18 protein-coding genes are annotated in these 17,612 nt (G+C 41.5%); 4 read left to right on the top strand and 14 right to left on the bottom strand.

Annotated features, from left to right (window positions below; translation table 11 throughout):
• Window positions 1-483: 483 nt before the first annotated feature.
• Together cysK and MHH50_RS14245 are read right to left on the bottom strand one after the other, a co-directional pair.
• Window positions 484-1,416 carry a cysteine synthase A gene (gene cysK, locus MHH50_RS14250; protein WP_076129370.1) on the bottom strand — a complete coding sequence of 311 codons (933 nt, stop codon included), beginning with the start codon at window positions 1,414-1,416 and terminating at the stop codon, window positions 484-486.
• 112 nt (window positions 1,417-1,528) lie between these two features.
• A complete protein-coding gene (locus tag MHH50_RS14245; RefSeq protein ID WP_076280535.1) occupies window positions 1,529-2,551 on the bottom strand; it encodes a LacI family DNA-binding transcriptional regulator in 1,023 nt (340 codons plus the stop codon).
• A gap of 315 nt (window positions 2,552-2,866) precedes the next feature.
• Between MHH50_RS14245 and MHH50_RS14240 the strand changes: the two genes are divergently transcribed.
• Window positions 2,867-3,919, top strand: coding sequence for a 2,3-butanediol dehydrogenase (locus MHH50_RS14240; RefSeq protein ID WP_076129368.1), 1,053 nt, complete (start codon window positions 2,867-2,869; stop codon window positions 3,917-3,919).
• Window positions 3,920-4,606: 687 nt separating this feature from the next.
• Here MHH50_RS14240 and MHH50_RS14235 read toward each other — a convergent pair.
• Window positions 4,607-5,194, bottom strand: coding sequence for a GNAT family N-acetyltransferase (locus tag MHH50_RS14235; protein ID WP_340034485.1), 588 nt, complete (start codon window positions 5,192-5,194; stop codon window positions 4,607-4,609).
• 5 nt (window positions 5,195-5,199) lie between these two features.
• The gene (locus MHH50_RS14230) at window positions 5,200-5,880 is read right to left on the bottom strand and encodes an HAD family hydrolase (RefSeq protein ID WP_076219101.1); all 681 of its coding nucleotides are present in this window, start codon (window positions 5,878-5,880) and stop codon (window positions 5,200-5,202) included.
• Between the two features lie 129 nt (window positions 5,881-6,009).
• On the opposite strand from MHH50_RS14230, the gene MHH50_RS14225 reads away from it, so the two are divergent.
• Complete coding sequence (locus MHH50_RS14225; protein ID WP_076129365.1) at window positions 6,010-6,504, top strand: DUF6803 family protein; 495 nt, start codon at window positions 6,010-6,012, stop codon at window positions 6,502-6,504.
• Between the two features lie 78 nt (window positions 6,505-6,582).
• Here the strand turns inward: MHH50_RS14225 and MHH50_RS14220 are convergent, their stop codons facing one another.
• Window positions 6,583-8,031, bottom strand: coding sequence for an MDR family MFS transporter (locus MHH50_RS14220; RefSeq protein WP_076185870.1), 1,449 nt, complete (start codon window positions 8,029-8,031; stop codon window positions 6,583-6,585).
• Window positions 8,032-8,184: 153 nt separating this feature from the next.
• Here MHH50_RS14220 and MHH50_RS14215 point away from each other — a divergent pair, with 153 nt between their 5' ends.
• Entirely contained in the window at window positions 8,185-8,733 is a 549-nt protein-coding gene (locus tag MHH50_RS14215) for a PadR family transcriptional regulator (protein ID WP_076219100.1), read from the top strand.
• A gap of 54 nt (window positions 8,734-8,787) precedes the next feature.
• Here MHH50_RS14215 and MHH50_RS14210 read toward each other — a convergent pair whose 3' ends face one another.
• The 4 genes from MHH50_RS14210 to msrA form a co-directional block, all read right to left on the bottom strand.
• Window positions 8,788-10,191 carry a HAMP domain-containing sensor histidine kinase gene (locus MHH50_RS14210; protein WP_312148082.1) on the bottom strand — a complete coding sequence of 468 codons (1,404 nt, stop codon included), beginning with the start codon at window positions 10,189-10,191 and terminating at the stop codon, window positions 8,788-8,790.
• Window positions 10,188-10,895, bottom strand: a complete 708-nt coding sequence (locus MHH50_RS14205; RefSeq protein WP_340034484.1) for a response regulator transcription factor — start codon at window positions 10,893-10,895, stop codon at window positions 10,188-10,190. The genes MHH50_RS14210 and MHH50_RS14205 overlap by 4 nt, the downstream gene beginning before the upstream one ends.
• 98 nt (window positions 10,896-10,993) lie before the next feature.
• Window positions 10,994-12,184, bottom strand: coding sequence for an ArsR family transcriptional regulator (locus MHH50_RS14200; protein WP_076302007.1), 1,191 nt, complete (start codon window positions 12,182-12,184; stop codon window positions 10,994-10,996).
• A 168-nt stretch (window positions 12,185-12,352) separates the two neighbouring features.
• Window positions 12,353-12,865, bottom strand: a complete 513-nt coding sequence (msrA, locus tag MHH50_RS14195) for a peptide-methionine (S)-S-oxide reductase MsrA (RefSeq protein ID WP_076275682.1) — start codon at window positions 12,863-12,865, stop codon at window positions 12,353-12,355.
• Between the two features lie 161 nt (window positions 12,866-13,026).
• On the opposite strand from msrA, the gene MHH50_RS14190 reads away from it, so the two are divergent.
• A complete protein-coding gene (locus MHH50_RS14190) occupies window positions 13,027-13,935 on the top strand; it encodes an aldo/keto reductase (RefSeq protein WP_248548207.1) in 909 nt (302 codons plus the stop codon).
• Between the two features lie 336 nt (window positions 13,936-14,271).
• Here MHH50_RS14190 and MHH50_RS14185 read toward each other — a convergent pair whose 3' ends face one another.
• The 5 genes from MHH50_RS14185 to MHH50_RS14165 form a co-directional block, all read right to left on the bottom strand.
• On the bottom strand, window positions 14,272-14,964 hold the full coding sequence (locus MHH50_RS14185; RefSeq protein ID WP_312148078.1) for a class I SAM-dependent methyltransferase: 693 nt from the start codon (window positions 14,962-14,964) through the stop codon (window positions 14,272-14,274).
• Between the two features lie 108 nt (window positions 14,965-15,072).
• Window positions 15,073-15,471: an Rrf2 family transcriptional regulator gene (locus tag MHH50_RS14180; RefSeq protein ID WP_036678138.1), complete on the bottom strand. Its 399-nt coding sequence runs from the start codon at window positions 15,469-15,471 to the stop codon at window positions 15,073-15,075.
• An 89-nt stretch (window positions 15,472-15,560) separates the two neighbouring features.
• The gene (locus MHH50_RS14175; RefSeq protein WP_076194255.1) at window positions 15,561-15,743 is read right to left on the bottom strand and encodes a hypothetical protein; all 183 of its coding nucleotides are present in this window, start codon (window positions 15,741-15,743) and stop codon (window positions 15,561-15,563) included.
• 19 nt (window positions 15,744-15,762) lie between these two features.
• Window positions 15,763-16,692 carry a CHAP domain-containing protein gene (locus MHH50_RS14170; protein WP_340034482.1) on the bottom strand — a complete coding sequence of 310 codons (930 nt, stop codon included), beginning with the start codon at window positions 16,690-16,692 and terminating at the stop codon, window positions 15,763-15,765.
• Window positions 16,693-16,921: 229 nt separating this feature from the next.
• Complete coding sequence (locus tag MHH50_RS14165) at window positions 16,922-17,611, bottom strand: hypothetical protein (RefSeq protein WP_312148073.1); 690 nt, start codon at window positions 17,609-17,611, stop codon at window positions 16,922-16,924.
• Window position 17,612 lies beyond the last annotated feature (1 nt).

Below are 17,612 nucleotides of genomic sequence, written 5' to 3'. Positions count from 1 at the left end.
TTAGTTACTTGAAATAATGGGAGTTTTGGATCCCTCCTACTGAGATAACACACTTTTCGCCGATTCATCGGACTCAGGAGACGTTATTCTGTTGATTCGAGCGTTTGCGGCAGGCTATCGGACTCAGTTGCAGCTATTTGCTCAAAACCACACCACTTATCCGCAAATGTTGGCCAATAAGTGCTATTCAGTCCGATAACGCAGCAAAATGAGCTGAAAAGGCGAAATAGCTGCAATACGGTCCGTAACACACTGAACTTCCTTGGCTACTATACAAAATGGGAGGTTTGGAATCCCCCTTGAACTTCTTAGCTACGTGTAATAATAGGAGATTTGAATCCCTCTTAAACTTCTTAGTTACTTGAGATACCCGTTATCTGGAGCTATACAGCCAATACTCCAACAACAAAAAGGCTCAGCCTATAGCTGAACCTTTTGCTTGCTTTTTAAAGCCAATTCCTTGGATCTAGCGCTCATGTTCCGTTAAAAATCAAACAGCGTAGTGGTTAAGTAACGTTCACCGGTATCCGGCAGAATCACCACGATGGTCTTGTCCTTATTCTCAGGACGCTTAGCGATTTGTGTAGCTGCGTAAACAGCTGCTCCGGAGGAGATACCCACCAGCAATCCTTCTGTTCGCGCAAGAGCACGTGATACGCTATAGGCATCATCATTTTTCACCTGAAAAATCTCATCCACCACTTCATTATCGTAATTCTCCGGAATAAAGTTTGCTCCAATGCCCTGAATCCCATGTCCCTTAGGACGGCCTCCTGATAAAACAGGGGAATCAAACGGCTCGATGGCGACAATTTGGACTGCGGGGTTCTTTTCTTTCAACGCTTTCCCAACACCCGAGATAGTGCCTCCAGAACCAACACCCGCTATGAAAATATCAACATCTCCATCGGTATCCCGCCAAATCTCCTCTGCTGTAGTCGTTCTGTGTATTTCCGGGTTCGCAGGATTGCTGAATTGCTGAGGAATAAATGAATTTGGAATTTCCGCAGCTAATTGTTCTGCCTTTCTTACAGCTCCGCTCATTCCTTCAGTTCCCGGTGTTAACACAAGCTCAGCACCTAATGCCAGCATTAATTTACGGCGTTCAATACTAAATGTATCTGGTAGGACGATGATCAGTGAATACCCTAAGCTAGCAGCTGCAAAAGCAAGTCCTATCCCAGTGTTTCCACTAGTAGGCTCAATAATGACAGAATCTTTATTAATGAGACCTCTCTCTTCCGCATCTTTGATCATTGCATATCCAATACGATCTTTAACACTACCTGCAGGATTAAAAGATTCCAGCTTGGCAAGAACCCTTGCTTCTACGTTTTGGGTTTTACTATACTTTGAAATCTCTAATAACGGTGTATTTCCGATCAGATCGGTTAAGCTCTTATAAATATTAGCCATAATGATCCGCACCTCATTTCTTAATTTCCAATCAAATTACTCTGTATTAAGTCTAGCAGGATTTAAAGGATTTACAACCTATTCATTCTTAGTAGTCGCAAACTTGAGGCCTTTAATTCGTACTACGTCTAACCGAAACACTTGACTCTCGCACGATTAATCGCGGATCAAGCTGCACCCTTTGATACTCCCCGGTAATATTATCCTGAATACGTTGCAAAAGAAGCTGTGTGGCTAATCGTGCCACTTCATTCCCCATGATCGAGACCGAACTAATCTGCGGACTTGTAATGGTTGTCCATGCGTTATTATCTACCCCAACCACCGCCACATCTTCTGGAACACGAACGCCTAATTCTTTAAAACGATTCACAATACCTATGGCCACCATGTCATTCACTGCATAAATAGCATCTGGCATATGCGTCAGGCTGTAGAAATAGTCAGCGGCTTGTAGTCCAGTTTGCAAGGAAAAGTCTTCGCCAAAATATACAAGCGAAATATCCACTTGATTTAAAGCTTGCTGATAAGCAAGATAACGATCTTCAATAAGATCTTTTTGTGCCCCTGCATATGCAATCCTAGTACGACCGATATTGATTAAATGCTCCATCACTAATTGTCCTTCAAAACGTGACAAACTAACGATGTCAGCTTTCACATTTTCTGTGATTCTTTTCCCGTAGTTAATGATAGAGACCGGAACACTCGATTTATTAATTAACTCTACCATGGTCTTTGGATAAGCAAGAGGCATGATAATGAGTCCATCTACATGTAATTTTTTGACCTCACGGATTGTTTCGAGCTCAGTCCGCGGGTTGCCAGAAGTATTAATCTGGATTACCCGATAGCTATGTTGTTTGGCGGCTTGCTCTACGGACCAGGCGATATCCGGAATAATTGCGTTGCGAATGTCAGGAACGGCCAGAGCAATTTGCTTCGTTTGGCGGATTTTGAGGCTTTGCGCAGAGGTATTTGGAGTGAAACCCATCTCCTCAATCACTTGCAGTACCAGCGCCTTGGTCTTGGAACTAATTCCCTCTGAATTATTAATGGCTCTTGAGACAGTAGCAATACCTACCCCCGCCCGTTTCGCTACATCCTCTATGGTTACTTTGTTTTTATTAGCCACTCTGATAGTCCCCTTATTTCCGGAATCGTTTTCGTATTTATCTCTATTCCACTCATCTAAAATCAAAATTCCAATGTATAGATTATAACATAATAGTACATAGAAGAATACTTATCTCAACGACTAATGTGAGCCTAAAGGCTTGATATAACTCTGTTTTAGTGAAATATTTCACTAATTTTCAATATTAATATTTTCATTATTTAAATTTGACAATATGAAAATTATGTGACATATTTGTTCTCGGAAACGTTTCCTCTTTTCCAGAAATAAAACACTATTTATTATCAATTATTAATCTAGGAGATGAATGATATGCAAGCATTAAGATGGCATAACGTCAAAGATCTACGGTTAGAAACGATTGAAGAACCAGCAGCCCTTGAAGGAAAAGTGAAAATCAAAATCGAATGGTGCGGAATTTGTGGCAGCGATCTTCACGAATATGTAGCCGGCCCTATTTTCATTCCCCAAGGAACAGATCATCCCCTTACTGGTGAAAAAGCTCCAGTCGTAATGGGACATGAATTCTCTGGACAAATCGTAGAAGTAGGTCAAGGCGTTAGCAAGTTTAATGTTGGTGATCGCGTCGTCGTCGAGCCTGTTTTTGCATGTGGTGAATGTGTAGCTTGTCGACAAGGTAAATATAATCTTTGTGAAAAAATGGGCTTCCTAGGTTTGGCTGGTGGTGGCGGTGGATTCTCAGAATACGTCGCAGCAGACCAACATATGGTGCACAAAATTCCAGACAGCTTATCCTATGAACAAGGTGCTCTGGTGGAACCTTCTGCCGTTGCTCTACACGCTGTTCGTTCCAGTCAACTCAAGGTTGGAGATAAAGCTGTAGTATTCGGTGCTGGCCCAATCGGTTTGCTGGTCATTGAAGCTTTGAAAGCATCCGGCGCAGCTGAAATCTATGTAGTAGAACTTTCCGAGGAACGTAAGAGTAAAGCTGAAGAACTTGGTGGTATTGTAATCGATCCTAAACAATATGATGTGGTCGAAGAAATTCAAAAACGTACCGATGGTGGCGTAGATGTTGCGTTTGAAGTGACAGGCGTACCTCCCGTTCTAACCCAAGCAATCAATTCCACTAAATTGAGTGGACAAATCATGATCGTTAGTATTTTCGAAAAAGATGCTACGATTACTCCAAACAATATCGTACTTAAAGAACGCAACTTAACTGGTATCATTGGTTACCGTGATGTTTTCCCCGCTGTAATTAGCTTGATGGAACAAGGGTACTTCCCTGCTGAAAAACTTGTTACTAAGAGAATTAAACTGAATGAAGTGATTGATCACGGGTTTGAGGCTCTTTTGAAAGAAAAAAATCAAGTAAAAATCCTTGTAAGTCCTAAACAATAACCATAAGCAGCCTATTGGCTGAATCATAAAAGAAGGCGCTGCTCCAAGCAGCTCTTTCTAGAATTTGTAGCGGTCTCTGTTATTAAAAAAACAACCAGGCAGCGATTCTCCGGGAATTGGAGTATCACTGCCTGGTGTTTTTGATCTGTGGGGGGTTTAAGCAAATTCATGGGCAAATCCTTATACCCTCTGACTTAACTCGCTTAATCATCCGCTGATCCACCAAGTATATTCATCCTCACTAAGCAGGAGTTGCAAGTCTGATGCCTTGAAGAAATCCTTTCAGACAGAACGTAGCTTCCAGTGCATTCCCTCTTGTTATACTTCTAGCACCTAATTTAAAGGATTCGAATGAGATAATGGAGAGTGATATAGGGTAAATGTGAAATAACTGCATTCTGTACACTTATTCCGTATGCAAAAGTAACTATTCTTGTTTTAATTGTATTCTGTACAATTAAAACCCTGAAAATCCACCTATAAGGAATTATATGAGGAATATAGATGTACTAAATACAGTTATATCTATGCCCCGACCAATTAAGGAATTATAGTTGTACAAAATACAATTAAACGCTCACTCTGCTTTAACAAATTGCTTCCGTCATCACTCTGATTCATCAATTATAGATGAAGTGTAGCTCCCTATGGAACGGCCCCTAGCCCGTTTGTTTGCTTCATCTATACTTATGCGTATTTATCATTTATCAGATAATGCAGATTCTCTTTTACAGCAGGCCATTCGGTATCCAATATGCTAAAGACCACATTATCATGAATCGATCCGTCAGACTTGATTCTATGCTTACGCAGAACCCCTTCTTTAACCGCCCCTATTCGTTCTACTGCTCTTTGTGACCTCAAGTTGTTCGCGACCACTGTAAATTCTACGCGGATCAGCTTTAGTTCTTCAAAACAATAGTGTAGCAGCAGCGACTTGCCTTCTGTGTTCACACTAGTTCTCCAATAGTCTGGTGAGATCCAGGTACATCCAATTTCAGCGTTACGATGAACCAAATCCGGATGCATAATACGAGTGGTTCCGATAATTCGCTCCGTTGCTTTATCAATGATAGTAAAGGTAATTTGTGAACCGTTCTTTTGATTCGCTAAAGCTGTTGAGATTAATCCTTGCACCTGCTCGTCCGACGTTATTTTTCGCCAGGTAAATTCCCAGATGTCTGGATTTCTTAACACTCTCGCCAATCCTTCTGCATGACTTTCATCTATTGGAACCAGCTTAATCGATTTCCCGTCAAGCAGTTCTGTATTCATAACATTCATTTGGTACACCGTTCTCTCAATGAAATATGCTGAATGATATCTGCAATTTCTTCCACACGAAAGGCGATATGGTCTGCTCCGGCTTGTTCAAGCTCTTCCTTGGGACCATAACCAAAAGTCACTCCAATGGATTCAACACTACAGCCAATAGCACCGATGATATCATGCTTACGATCCCCTATCATTACCGCTTCCTCTGGATGTATGTCATTCTCATCAAGCACGTACTGAATAACCTCTTGCTTCTTAGAACGGGTACCGTCCAGATTACTTCCTCCGATATGTTTGAAATAATGATCGAGCTTATAATGCTCAAGAATCTGTGCTGCAAAAACAGTCGGTTTGGAGGTTGCTACATACAATGAGTATCCATTCGTCTTAAGTCCCTCCAGCAATTGGGGTATACCTTCAATCACCATATTCTCAAATAATCCCGTGGCACTGTAACGCTCCCGGTAAAAAGCAACCGCTTGAAGCGCTTGTTCCTCAGTGAAATGGTGCAGCTCGATAAATGAATCATATAACGGAGGACCTATGTAAGGAAGAAGCTCATCCAAATGCTCGATCTGTATATCAAATTTGTTCAAAGCGTATTCTACGCTTTTGGTGATGCCTTCTTTGGGGTCTGTTAAAGTACCATCTAAATCAAATAAAATGTTTTGTAATCCTCTTCCCACGGTTGTCTTGCTCCCCTCGACTGTTATTATTGCATATATTTATCATACCTTCGTTTCCACATACTTTCCACATACTTCTCGAATACGATAAGTAACTGAAGCTATTACATATTATCGGAGGAGTATCTTATGAACATGACGCATTACATGTCTTTGCTAGCGGACAACCAGCCTTGGAATTTGATTATATTCATGGCCATCCCCGTGATTTTTGCTGAGACGATTACCATTACAGAGTTTATTATTTTGTTCACCAAGAATCTAACAGGCCCACTACGATCCTTCAACAAAGTCTGCAGCATACTCGCAGGGATATATTTCACAGGTGTATTCCTCTACTTGTTCCCAACTGCGTTTATTCCTTTGTCTGTGAATGGGGAATGGCACACATGGGTTGATATCGTAGCCGTGGGCTTCTATTTAAGCGGAGTACTCTTCTTATTGCCACTGGCTTTGTTAGATCTTGGTCTGATTGCCCGTAAACGATCGGAAGAGCACAAGATGAAGCTGCATTTTCTGCTTATTAGTGGATTCTTGGTCGTGGCGCATATCGCGATGATATTCGGGATGATTAATCCGGAAATTGTAGGGAGTATGGGTGGAATGGGCGATATGATGCATTAAAGTTTATTAACAAAACGTAATCTAAGACAAAAAGCAGATCAAGGATAAAACCTTGATCTGCTTTTTGTATCGTACCGGTTATCCTGCGTTTTGTACAGTTACCACAGTACGCTTCTTGCGTAATAAAAACATCAGTGGAAATCCAAACAACACAATAATGGAACCTACCACAAAAACATCATTCACACCCATCGTGAACGATAGCAAACGTATCGAATCTGTATTACTTGCACCGGAGCTGATCAACTCTTTAGAGTGGAGTAAGGATCTGCTCGACAGCAGGGAGGTGAATACTGCAATCCCAAGTGAGCTTAACACATTGCGAACCCAGTTGTTGATCGACGTAGCATGCCCAGACCATTCGACAGGAATTTCCTCCATTGAGGCTGTACTGCTTGGAACATTGGCTAGTCCAATGCCGAGATTACGAACGACCATCGCCCACATAATAAAGCTATAAGATATGTTCGTTTGCAGCCGACTAAGCATGAATAAACCGATGAATATAAATAAAATTCCCGCAGAAATCAACTTCACAGGTCCGAACTTTGGATACAGCTTACCTACGATTGGACTCAGTAAGGCAAGGAGGATCGAGGACGGCAATAAAATCAGCCCTGTTTTAAGCGTTGTAGCCCCTTCTACCGTTTGTAAGAACAAAGGGGTTAAATAGGTTCCGGCATACATCGCAATCGTAACTAAACTATAGATACTAAGCATGGCGGTAAAACGGCGATTACGGAATACACGCAAATTCAGCAGAGGTACCTCCGCCTTCAGCTCGCGCAAAACAAACAAAACTAACAATACAACTCCCAAAAGGATTAACGATAAGGTTTTCCACGAAGTCCATCCCCAGCTATTGCCTTGGCTAAATGCAGTTAATAATGATAAACTACCGAGGACAACGGTAAGGAAACCAGGAATATCAAATGACTTCGGAATATTCATTCGATAATATGGAATTAACGTTAGGGTTAGAATAACAGCTATGATTCCAATAGGGATGTTAATTAAGAATAACCAATGCCAGCTGGCATATTGGAGCAGCCACCCGCTAAACGTTGGTCCTATGGCTGGCGCGACCATCGCGGATAACGACCAGAGGCTTACTGCAAAAGGTCTGCGTTCTCCCGGTATTACTTGAAATATGATGGTCATCGTACAAGCCATGATGAGACCGCTGCACGAACCCTGAAGCATCCGAAATACAATTAATGATGTTGGATCCCATGCCAAAGCACAAAACAAAGAGAACATGGTGAATCCCATCAAGGCGAAAAGATAAAGCCTTTTGTAGCTGAATCTTCCTCCGAGATAGCCGGCGAGTGGTGCGGTTACTCCTGTCGCCAGCATAAAACCCGTGACCATCCATTGCATGGTGTTCAGACTCGTATTGAAATGATCCATTAAAAGAGGAACAGCAATGTTGATCGTCGTTGTACTTAAGACAGAGACGAAATTTCCGAAGAATATGGCAATCATGATCGGCCAAAAATGTATTTTGCTTGCTTGATTTTCTTCCATGCTTCCTCTCCTCATTATTTTTTATATGTCTACTTTTACATATATAAGGTGACTTGAATAATGTTATAATCGTATGATCAATATGTCAATGATGACATATCCCCGAAAAATTCAATGAAAACGGATTTATAATAACTGGAGGGCTTTATAGTAATGAATACACTGTCTTATGGACTTCTAGCTTTACTTAGCGCTAACTCATTGTCTGGATATGAATTAACTCAGAATATCAAGCCGCTCTGGCGTGCTGGACATAGTCAAATCTACCCTCTATTAATGAGCATGGAGCAGCAAGGTTATATCACCTTTAAGCTCATTGAACAGACCGATAAACCGGATAAAAAAGAATACTCCATTACGAAAGCAGGACTGGAGCAATTGCGGCAATGGGTGGAAACTACTGCAGAGCCTCCGGTGCTACGGGATGAGCTGCATTTTAAGCTGTATAGCTTATGGCTATCCAACCCGGAAGAAGCCAAGGACCTATTGCTAAAACGTGCAGAGTTTTGTAAAAGTGAGCTGGAGCGATACAAGGTTTTGCTCAAAGCAAACGAAGTCTTACGTGATGAACGCGGTGAGACGCGTGAGTTAAAAGCCACCACTTTTGGACGTTATTTACTGATCCACAAACGTGTGCTTGATATGGAGAGCTCTATACAATTTTGCGAATGGGCACTTGAAGAGCTTGAGTCGAATCAATAACATTATAAACATGCAAAAAAGAGACCTCATTTTGTATCTGAAGTCTCTTTTTACTTACATGTATTCGGATTTAGATAAATTCAATAGTTGCACCTCGCAACGAGTACCCGCTCCAGGCTGACTCATCATTCGAATCTTGCCTCCATGCAATTCCACCAGCTTTTTAACAATGGAAAGTCCCAGACCTGAACCTCCGTATTGTCTTGAACGTGATTTCTCTACCCGGTAGAAACGCTCGAAGATATAGGGAAGCTCTTCCTCAGGAATACCTATTCCTGTATCTTCAACTATTAGAGTTGCAGCATCCGCTGCAAATTCCACATGAACAATAATCTCGCCTTCATCCGTATAACGAATTGCATTTTCCAGAAGGTTCATTATAATCTGTTCCATACGTTTTTGATCTCCACGGATCATATACGCATCTCCGCTAAGCTGAAGCTTCAGGTGTAACCCCTTCTCTTTTGCTTTCAGTTCAACTCTGCGCACGGCTTGTTCCGCTAGCTGACTGAGATCGATCCACTCTTGGGTAAGTGTAACCTTTCCTTCCTCCATCTTTGCCAGTTCAAATAAATCATCCACCAGATGCTGGAGCCGATGTGCTTCCTGATGAATGATGTCCAGGTATAGATCTCTTTCCCCTTCGGTCTCGTAAAGTCCATCTTTTATAACCTTGGTGTACCCCTCCAAATATGTAATGGGCGTTCTCAGCTCATGTGAGATATTTGCCAGAAATTCCTGCCTTGTATCCCTGTATCGTTGCAGATCGACAGCCAGATCATTTATGGCCTCTGCCAAAAAACCAATCTCATCGTTACTACGTATAGACAGTCTCGTTTCCAGCTCGCCAGCCGCGATTTTCCGGGTTGCCTTTTGCATCTTGATCAGAGGTCTGGACAAAATCATGGCGATCACACCAGTGATCCCTAAAGCCAATATAAAAGCCCCTATTCCTGCAATCAGCAGCAGGTTCCGGATGGAAGCCAAAGATTGCTTCATACTCTCTGTAGAGGACATTACATAAAGTGCAGACTGAGTTGTATCCCCCTCCATTATTGGTTTTCCAATGATAAAATAAGAATGTCCAGCAGGATCTTTATACTCAAAATCAATACTTTTCCCAGCAAAAATCCTACTAACATCCGAAGCATTGATGAATGAACGATCCAAACGATCATGTACACCCGAGTGGAGTATCACATTGCCATCCTTTGAGATATTAAAGATACTGACATCCGAAAATTCTGCAAAGGTACTCATCATCTGCTCGTTTGAACTATCCTGCGATTCCGCCATTCCAATAAAATGTGAGGTGAGTTCCTCCGTCTCTTTTTGCATCTCGTTGTAATAGAAGCTTGTAAACATCCGGTCTATAGTAATTCCAAGAACAAGCAAAACAACCACAAAAACAGACATAATAACAAAACCAAGCTTAAGTCCGATGATGTTATTTTTCATACCTGATTACCGGGAGCATGAAATTTATAACCTAATCCCCACACCGTCTGAACCGGATTATAGGCTAGGCCTGCTTTATGTAGTTTCTCGCGGATATTCTTAATATGAGTGTCAATAACACGATTCTCCCCCTCATAATTATTCCCCCATAATCGCTCCACCAGTTCTTCTCTCGTAAAAACCCGGGTAGTGTTTTGCGCCAAAGTGGCCAGTAGATCAAACTCCTTGAGCGTGAATTCAATGGATGTATCCTGAATATGTACCTCCCTAGCTTCTGGGTATATTTTAAAATTAGGGTATGTGAGCACCTTTTCCTGAGGTTGTTGAACAAAAGTAAGTGTTGAACGCCGCAGCAGAGAATAAATCCTAGCCACTAATTCTTCCGGCTCAAATGGTTTAGTAAGATAATCATCTGCACCTATACCGAGACCACGTACCTTATCCTTGGTTTCAGAACGTGCGGTTAGCATTAGAATTGGGATAGAGCTTGACTCCCTCACCAGCTTGCAGACCTGCCAGCCATCCATATCCGGCATCATCACATCCAGCAAGATTAGGTCAAAGCTGTGTTGTTTCAACAGTTGGAGTGTCTCATGACCCGTTGACGCCTCTTTTGTAGACATCCCTTCTTTACTTAAATAAATCCGCAATAAATTCCGCATGTTCCACTCATCATCTACGATCAGTATCTGTAGCTTATTCAAGCCGTTCACCCTCTTTATGACCTAGTTCTTCTCATTATACAAAAAAAACACAGAACAAGCCGACATCATCCCTAAATGATGCCAGCCTGTGATGATGGTTAGTGGCCGGAATGCGGATTGCCTCCTGCAGCAGGTGAGATTTCTAGCATGTCATCGATTTCACTTTGTGCTCGCTCATTTATTGTAAGGTTATCCCCACTTATCCAAGCATGATTGTAAGGACCTTCTGCTGGTGAATCTTGAAATTTAGGTTGAAGCTCCATCATATACTCCATTACTGAATCTGGCAGCCCGTCTTTTTCCGTAAAAATAAGCGGCGCATGTTTCCCCAAATGAGAAAAAGGCGCAGCGGCGATAGCGAGCATCGTTGAATCCGTGGTTAACAAAGACAGGTTATGACCGGGTGTATTGATTCCCCAGCCGAATCCGTTATTGGCATCCTTAAAACTTGCAAAAGCTATAGCGTTCTTAAAAACATCTTCTCCAGCTATACGGAGAACTGTTCCGTATTCTTTTAATTGCTTTTCTACATCTGCTGAGACAATGTCTTCTGGTCCTAGGATGTAAATGGTTGCGCTACCTCCACGTTCTTTTAAAGCCTCGACCGTTGAGTTAGGAATTTCGTCTTTGGTTACAAAGAGAAGAGGTTCAGGCATATGTGCGATCCAATTCACTGCTGGCAACGTGTACTCAGGGCTATCCATAGAACCAATAATGACCGACTTTGGAAGTTCACCCGCTGCTTTGGCGTAATAAGTATCTATAGCCTGAGCTACTGCCGCTGGCTCATCCCCTTCTATCCGGTCTACTTTTAAATCAATGGCCTTTAATTGTTGTTCGACATTGGATGCCATAGGCCCAACAAGCACTACCTGAACCCCTTTATTGCCTTCAGCACCTATTGGATTCAGTCGCTTAAGTTCAGCGAGAGTAACCTCAGGAACCCCTTCTTTTGTAGTATACAGTACAGGCCCATTACTGGGATGATGAATCAAATCTGCACTAACTGCGGCGATCTGCCAATTACTCACATCCGTCAAAACTACACTTGAAGGTCTATTATTCTTTGTTTGCGCAGTCCATAAAGTCTGAGAAACTAACACTGCGGCTTGAATCGGATCTGAAGTGTTAATACGAGTAGTATTCTTCGTAGCTATCCATGGTTGCTCCACCGTTGCAGAACTAGCTTGCGAATTAACCTTAGATGGAACATTATTGCCTGATTGGCAGCTTGTTAACACTGTACTCAAAAGCAAACTAACGGCAACAAATGGTATGATTTTTTTCATCCTAAACCCTCCTGTGTGATGTTCTCGCTTGATTTAGAGTAGTTTAGTCTACAAATGTGTGGAAAGTATGTAGAATTTAAAATAAATAAAATTTGTATATAATGAAAAAGAGCATCCCGTAAGCCATGAATGACTCAGGATGCTCTTCGTTTAAAGTTTTTTCAACACTTACCAGTGTTTAGCGATAAAAGTATCCCGACCGGATTGCTCCCGATCTTCTTTGTAGTGCTTGGGATTCTTATGATGATAATCCTGATGGTACTCTTCTGCACGATAAAAAGCTGGCGCCGGAAGAATTTCCGTAACGACTGGACCGGAGAATCTGCCACTGACCGCAACCTGTTCCTTCGAGGCAAGAGCTGCTAAACGCTGTTCTTCATTATAATAGAAGATCGCTGTCCGGTACTGAGTTCCTCGATCCTGGAATTGCCCACCATCATCGGTAGGGTCAATCTGAGGCCAATATAATTCAAGCAGCTTCTCGTATGAAAAAAGCGCTGGATCAAACGTAATCTGCACAACCTCGTAATGCCCCGTTGTTCCGGTTTTGACTTCTTCGTAGGTTGGATTCTCAGTTAACCCTCCCGCGTATCCCGATACAATTCCATGAATGCCTGGTAATTCCTCAAACGGTGTCACCATGCACCAAAAACATCCGCCTGCAAACATCGCTTGTTCCATATGATCCAATCTCTCCCTATCTATCTTCATCTAATAAATAATATATGCTATGACGATAAAGCCAAAAGATCATAAAGTCAATGGAAGTCCGAAGCACCATTAGAATTCAATTCTCCAAAACGTTATAATATAACAACAACAGAAGTAGAAAGGAATGCGCTATGAGAAAAAATCGTTTAGGACAATCTGATTTGTATGTAAGTGAGATAGGACTTGGCTGTATGTCTTTGGGTACGGATGAGGCGAAAGCCATTTCCATTGTTCATGAAGCACTCGATCAAGGAATCAATTTTGTTGATACAGCAGATCTTTATGATGAGGGCCGTAATGAAGAAATTATTGGCAAAGCCATTCGTCAACGTCGACAGGATGTAATCCTGACCACAAAAGTTGGCAACCGCAGAATTCCCGGCCAAGAAGGCTGGAGCTGGGATCCTTCAAAAGCCTATATTAAAAATGCAGTCAAAGATAGTCTTAAACGGCTGCAAACCGATTACATCGATCTATACCAGCTGCATGGCGGCACTATTGAAGATCCAATTGACGAAACGATTGAAGCTTTTGAAGAACTTAAGCAAGAGGGTCTTATCCGCTATTATGGGATCTCTTCTATTCGTCCTAATGTAATTAGAGAATATGTGAAAAAATCAAATATCGTAAGTGTTATGAGCCAATATAGCATTTTAGATCGACGTCCTGAGGAAGAAATCCTTCCTCTGCTAGCTAAGCATGGAATTAGCATGATCGCACGCGGGCCTTTAGCAGGGGGCATTCTATCAGAGCGTGGTCGCAGCAAAGCCGAGAAGAATTACTTAGATTACAGTAGTGAGGAACTTCTGAATTTGCATGATCAGCTTTCGCAGGAAACTAGTGACTCTCGCAATCTTGCACAAACAGCGCTTCATTATCCACTAGCTAATCCATCTGTAGCCGTTATTATTCCTGGGGCAAGCAGTCTGGAGCAATTAAAAAGCAATGTAATGGCTGCTGATGTAGCTCCACTCACTTCGGAGGAACTTGCAGACATTCAGCGGATAAGCAAAGCAAATCGTTACAAGCTTCATGTATAGATTAGTCACTTTCGTTAAAAACAATGAGGTGTCCATAGCCATACAATGGCTGTTGGGCACCCCCTCCTTTTTGAAGCTACCTGATCGCTGATCTAATCCTTAAACTTGGTTTAATTAAGTACTAATCACACTTATGAATCGCACTATAGGACACAGTTGACCTTATACGCTACTTTTTCCTATATTAAGGGTGCTCGCGGACTCCATAGCCGCTATGAGCATGATAATCACCATATATCACCCTCTATTTAAGGAATAGCAGCACTGGAGTCCGAAATCATGCTCCAACGCCTAAATATATACAAATAACGTCATCTGGGTCCGAAAGTATTCAAGTCACTCCGTGTGACACATCCAGCCTGCCATAATTCCAGTAGAATAAAATCGAGTGATTCTTGTGAAGCCTGATTCTTTCAATAACTCTTCAATTTGTTTTTCAGGAAGGAAAGAAATTTTTGTAATATTGCTACTTACATTATCAAACGCTTCGGGAGATTCATACCCTGCAACCCAAAAGCTTTTCCATACGTTTATTCTGTCGTGGAGTTCAGGATCATCCAAATCTCCATATGCACTTACGAGAACAAATGGAGCACCCGGTTTCAGATTATCCTTTATGGAGCGAAGCAATTTCAATTTTTCTTGAACATCATGGATGAAATGAAGGACCAAAATACAACTTGCCACATCGAACTTTGAGTTCTGCTGAGGAAGATCATCGATTGTCCCAGGAATCAGACTGACACGGCTCTCTAGGCCCAGTTCATCTATCTTTAATCTCGCAATCTTAAGCATATCTTCCGAAGGATCCACTCCAGTAAATGTCCAGTTTGGGTTAGATGGCCCCCATGTCGAAAATTCATTTCCTCCCCCCGCACCGACCACGAGCATAGATACAGGGATGTCACCTAATTCGAAGCGAAAATAAGATTGGATCATCGAAAATAATGAATCATAAGAGGGAATCGAAATATGAGTGGTTTTTTCATAGGTTGCCCTCTTGGCATTTAATTTTTGCTCTTCAGTCATTGTAATCATCCTCCATTGTTTTAAACTTCACATTTTAGTATCAAAACCCACATTAAAGTCATTGCGGATTTATATTGTCTCTAATAACCCCGAAAAAAGAACGGATCTTTACTCCGTCTTCATCGTTTTTGCCAAATCTGCAATTTTCGTGTTCTCTAAGTACTGCTCCATCTGTCGCTCAGCGTCAATCACAACCTGTTGAATCAGACACTCACTTCCGTGATCTAGACTGCATTCAAAAAAGGAAGCCGTTCCTTCGATTGCATGGATAATATCCAAAAAAGAGATTTCTTCCGACTTGCGTCTGAGACGATAACCACCATTAGCACCAGGTGCAGATTGAATCAATCCAGCCTTCACTAGCTTAGTCATCATTTTGGACAGATAGGTTTGGGAAACACCTAACTTCTCAGCAAGCAATTGAACACCCACCGGCTTATCAGACGCCACCGTCACCATATAGAGCATTGCATGAAGTGCATAATCTGTCGCTTGGGAATATTTCATTCAGCACCTCCATTAACGACTTTAGAAATCTATGATAACTCTAACATTGCTAAAAGGCAAGTATGTTCGCTTTTTAAAAGAGAAGAAGCTCAAGAATCTTTGTCCCAAGCTGGCTCATTTTTTGCTTCAAAAGTAACGATAAAAACCGGAGTTTTATATAGATGTTTTTGCTGTTGCAGCGTATTTTTTTCCAGAGCTTGTTCTGAAAATAATTCAAAATTAGGGTTAGACATTAATAAATACTCAGCCATAATATTCTTAACTGTGATCATCCGAATGAACTCCCCTCAACTAAATTGGAGTATACTCACCATTAAACTCAAATTCATAGTCATTAGCGATACGGATATAGCCATATACGCAATGCCAGCGATCTCTGTAGAAAACACTGGAATAATTCTGATTATCCCTATTTCCTTCAGCAACTAAGATCTCCTTGTCATCGCATGCTAAAACAATACCTGTATGATCGTGAGGGTCATTAGTTAGCAATTTTTCATAAATCACAATATCACCACGCTGAGGAGTAAACCCCTCTTGCCCGTCAAAATAAAAAAATGCGGTCTCAGGTAGTTGCGCCCACTCTAACCAAGCCCCTACGCCAGCTAATCGAAAATCAGCATTCGGATATCGAATCGGCAGCAGAAATCCAGCTTGCATACAGCAGTAATATACAAATGCTGCGCACCAATTGTTTTGTAATACTTTATAAATCGCTTGGTCAGGCCAATATTTACAGATTTCTCGATATCGTTCGTTTCCTGGTATTCCAACAATGTTTTCTTTTCCAAATGCTTCAGCAATAGTAGCTAACTTACCTCGTTTATCCGTAGGCTGGTGAACTTCAGCCCCGCTACTGTAATCTAACTCCTCCAAAAAATCCTCTGGAATCGTCATTTCACGAAGTACATTCCGAAGCCTATTCGTGTCCTGTTGTGTTACATTACATCCCCTATTCTGCAAGTGTAATTGTAGAACTTGAGCATCCTTTAGAATCTCTTCATAGGGACCCTGAACTTTATTTCTGTCCCCTTGATGGAAGATCGCCTTTAGAATTTGAGTCAGCTCTTCTTTGGTAAACATATTCAAGTCTCTTAATAAAGGCCTTACGGTATCAGCACTGTTGGGACCTGGAAATTCCTTGACTCCGGTTTTGAAGAAATAATAATTATGAAGCAGTCCTATAATGGCTGCCAATTCCTGATTTTGTTCTCTTTTCATGGCAAGCAATGAAGCGAAACTAGACACTCCGTACAGGTGAACACACGCTTCCTGTTTCCATTGTTCGCTACCTATAGACATGATCATTTCTTGAACAAGCACACGCACACTATCGAGGCGCTGGTTCACTTTTGTTATCAGTCGTTGAGTCACTGGAAACCTTCCCTTCTGTTACTACTCAGCTGTAATAATATTAAAGCAAATAACTCACATATTTATTTTTATCAATTCATTCCCTAAAGACTACCTTTTTCTGTCCATCCTTGACGAACTCCACACCAAAATAATCGGTATTACCGTCCGCCCCGAATTCAGCGATCCGAGCATCAGGCTTACTCTCAAAATAAATGTGATGTCTAATATTAGATCTTGGTAACAAGGTGATTTCTTGCGGCTGAACCTCTGCGAATGACCATATCCCTTGAGGATTACCGTACTCTCGAAAGATTGGACGGATCATAATGGTTTCATTTTTCCCGCCATAGTTGATTAGCCTGATTGTGCATTGAACTTCCACCATATCCTCTTGAGTACCATACATACAGTGCGAATCTTTTTCCAGAAAATCCACAACTTCAATTCCTTCATTGTTCATATTCACAAGATAATACAATCGTTCTGTTAGAAATGGATACAAATAATAAAAAATGATAAAAAAAAGAATAACCGTTCTGCCTACATATTTTTTATAGCGCTGCTTAAAGTGCATAATAGTTAAATTCCCACTGAAAATTAACAAAATGATCCCGAATATTGCTGAGTAATGTAAACCATGGTTTGTCGCAGGTTCGCTCCAAGGTGGAATTCCAATAGTTCTGAAGAGGTAATCCCCAAACATAGTCCCCTGATGTGTGATTCCCACAAAAACTAAAGAAAACAGCAAAAATAAAACAGCTATCCAACCTTTACCCTTGGTCATT

This window comes from Paenibacillus sp. FSL H3-0302 (genome assembly GCF_037982245.1).
Lineage (GTDB): Bacteria > Bacillota > Bacilli > Paenibacillales > Paenibacillaceae > Paenibacillus_AQ > Paenibacillus_AQ odorifer.
This window is presented reverse-complemented; position numbering and strand designations above follow the sequence as displayed.

Excerpts from the sequence above, each read along its gene's own strand:
- cysK (WP_076129370.1), bottom strand. The coding sequence starts at position 1,416 with ATGGCTAATATTTATAAGAGCTTAACCGATCTGATCGGAAATACACCG.
- MHH50_RS14240 (WP_076129368.1), top strand. The coding sequence starts at position 2,867 with ATGCAAGCATTAAGATGGCATAACGTCAAAGATCTACGGTTAGAAACG.
- MHH50_RS14235 (WP_340034485.1), bottom strand. The coding sequence starts at position 5,194 with ATGAATACAGAACTGCTTGACGGGAAATCGATTAAGCTGGTTCCAATA.
- MHH50_RS14225 (WP_076129365.1), top strand. The coding sequence starts at position 6,010 with ATGAACATGACGCATTACATGTCTTTGCTAGCGGACAACCAGCCTTGG.
- MHH50_RS14220 (WP_076185870.1), bottom strand. The coding sequence starts at position 8,031 with ATGGAAGAAAATCAAGCAAGCAAAATACATTTTTGGCCGATCATGATT.
- MHH50_RS14215 (WP_076219100.1), top strand. The coding sequence starts at position 8,185 with ATGAATACACTGTCTTATGGACTTCTAGCTTTACTTAGCGCTAACTCA.
- MHH50_RS14210 (WP_312148082.1), bottom strand. The coding sequence starts at position 10,191 with ATGAAAAATAACATCATCGGACTTAAGCTTGGTTTTGTTATTATGTCT.
- MHH50_RS14200 (WP_076302007.1), bottom strand. The coding sequence starts at position 12,184 with ATGAAAAAAATCATACCATTTGTTGCCGTTAGTTTGCTTTTGAGTACA.
- msrA (WP_076275682.1), bottom strand. The coding sequence starts at position 12,865 with ATGGAACAAGCGATGTTTGCAGGCGGATGTTTTTGGTGCATGGTGACA.
- MHH50_RS14190 (WP_248548207.1), top strand. The coding sequence starts at position 13,027 with ATGAGAAAAAATCGTTTAGGACAATCTGATTTGTATGTAAGTGAGATA.
- MHH50_RS14185 (WP_312148078.1), bottom strand. The coding sequence starts at position 14,964 with ATGACTGAAGAGCAAAAATTAAATGCCAAGAGGGCAACCTATGAAAAA.
- MHH50_RS14180 (WP_036678138.1), bottom strand. The coding sequence starts at position 15,471 with ATGAAATATTCCCAAGCGACAGATTATGCACTTCATGCAATGCTCTAT.
- MHH50_RS14175 (WP_076194255.1), bottom strand. The coding sequence starts at position 15,743 with ATGATCACAGTTAAGAATATTATGGCTGAGTATTTATTAATGTCTAAC.
- MHH50_RS14170 (WP_340034482.1), bottom strand. The coding sequence starts at position 16,692 with ATGAAAAGAGAACAAAATCAGGAATTGGCAGCCATTATAGGACTGCTT.
- MHH50_RS14165 (WP_312148073.1), bottom strand. The coding sequence starts at position 17,611 with ATGACCAAGGGTAAAGGTTGGATAGCTGTTTTATTTTTGCTGTTTTCT.